Here is a 1,855-nt window from a genome sequence, read left to right as displayed (position 1 = left end):
GACCACGGCGCCTATTGCCAGTAGGCCAGTCCGTCCCTCGAGCAGTTTGAGCCGCACGTCGTCCATGAGTACCACCTCTCCGGAGAACCCTGATCCAGACTCTACGATGAAGTTCAGTTAACAGGACTGACTGCATCAGTTTGTTGTTTTCGATCAGGGTCTTCCGTTCGGCCTTCTGCTCCTCGTTCATCGGGCCCTTGGGGGCTGATGATGTGCCATAGCCGCTGTAGCGGAGGGTGTAGCCGAGCTCCTTCCATCCGGCAATGACCGGGACGGTGCTGTGCGTGCCGTTGTAGCTGGTGGTGATAGCCACGGCGTTGGCGTCCTCGTCGGTGGCCGATTCGCCGTCGGCGCGGTTCAGCGAGGAGACCCTGACGTTCTCACTGTCGCCGTCGTACCCGGCTGACTCCACCACGGTGGTTCCTGCCGTTTCCAGTTCCTTGGTGAGGGCGGCGAGTGCGGCGGCGCGGTCGCGCTTGTCGCGCAACTGCTGGGTGACGTGGGCGAGCATGTCGGGTTCGTCCTTGATGACTGATTCCAGTTCCTCGGTCGCGTCGGCGTCTGACTCGAATTCGGCCAGAATCAGGGCTTCCTCCACAGTGCAGCCTTTGCCCAGGGCTGCGGCTCCGGCGTCGGTGGATTTGGCTTTGAGGGCGCTTTCGACGGTGGTTTTGGTCCGTCCGGTTTTCTTGGCGATCGCGGCGGCGGAGACGCCGATGAGGGAGAGCTGGTGGTAGGCGTCGGCCTCGTCCGCTTCGGTCAGTTCGGCGCGTTGGATGTTTTCCACGACCTGCGTCACGATGCGTTCTGCTTCTTCCGGGGACTCGATGATCATGACCGGGATGAGGGGCCGGGCGGCTTCGACGGCGGCTCGGGTGCGGCGCTGGCCCATCAGGACGTGCACGGTGCCGTCCTCTTTGCGGTGCGCGATCACCGGTTCCATCACCCCGTGTTCCTTGATGCTGGCGATGAAATCAGCGGTCAGCGCCGCGTCCTTGCGCACGTTCACGTCAACGGTCAGGGTTGCCGGGTCGATCATTTCAAGCGTGGGTGTTGCGTTCATGGTGTTGCTCCTTCTTGCCGAGAAGTTCGGTGGGTGGGGCGGCTCGTGGTGACCGGCCAGCGTCCCCTCTCCCCCCGTTGTTTTTTGGCTGCTGGCGAAGCTTGCGGAGCTGTGCCCGTGGAGAGCCCGTCTACCCGTTAGGGCAAGACCCTGAAAATCTTCGAAAGGAAATCAGCGAGGAACGAGCGCCGGAGAAGACTTTCCGGGGCGCAGGCCCCGGAGGAACGACAGGGGCTAGAGGGGCCGGAGCGGGTACGTACAATCCGAAGGACAGCAGCCACAAAACGTCGTAGACAGACCAGGTTCAGGGGGTCCGGAGCTCTGCGACGGCGCGCCCTGGACCAACAGCCGGCCGCGCCAGCGGACGCCCTTCTGGGGGTGAGCCCTGGCGAACATCCCCCGGGACCAGGGAGAATGCTTGTGCGGCATATGGGCCTGCCGCCGGCGGCAGGCGCCCCCGCACCTGGAGCCTGCGGTATGGCGGTCCGCCGCCGGCGACCACGCACCCGGGCCAGCCCAGGGGCGGCGGACCGCCCGCGGTGACCGGCCCCGCGAGGCCGGCCACTGCTGTGGTTTAGCTGGCGAGCAGTTCGGTGAGTTCGGCCGCGTCGGTCACCAGTACGGCGCCGCCTTCTTTGAGGAGCCGGTGGCATCCTGCGGAGTTTGCGCTGTTTATCTGTAGTCATGGAACAGCGTCCTCGATTGTCAGTGATTGGTTGGTTCTTCTTTGTGGTGGACACGTCAGCTTCGCTGTCAGTGGCTGCCCATAGGGTGCTCCCATGATTGCCCCTG

1 protein-coding gene and 1 pseudogene are annotated in these 1,855 nt (G+C 64.3%); both read right to left on the bottom strand.

From position 1 onward, the window contains the following. Positions 1-1,063: ParB/RepB/Spo0J family partition protein (locus PY310_RS21410; protein ID WP_275216642.1), on the bottom strand; the 1,063-nt coding region annotated here is incomplete at its 3' end. A gap of 574 nt (positions 1,064-1,637) precedes the next feature. Continuing rightward, positions 1,638-1,739: pseudogene (locus PY310_RS21405) on the bottom strand (DNA-processing protein DprA); the annotation flags it as partial. Positions 1,740-1,855: the final 116 nt, after the last annotated feature.

It is taken from the genome of Pseudarthrobacter naphthalenicus, from assembly GCF_029076445.1.
Lineage (GTDB): Bacteria > Actinomycetota > Actinomycetes > Actinomycetales > Micrococcaceae > Arthrobacter > Arthrobacter naphthalenicus.
This window is presented reverse-complemented; position numbering and strand designations above follow the sequence as displayed.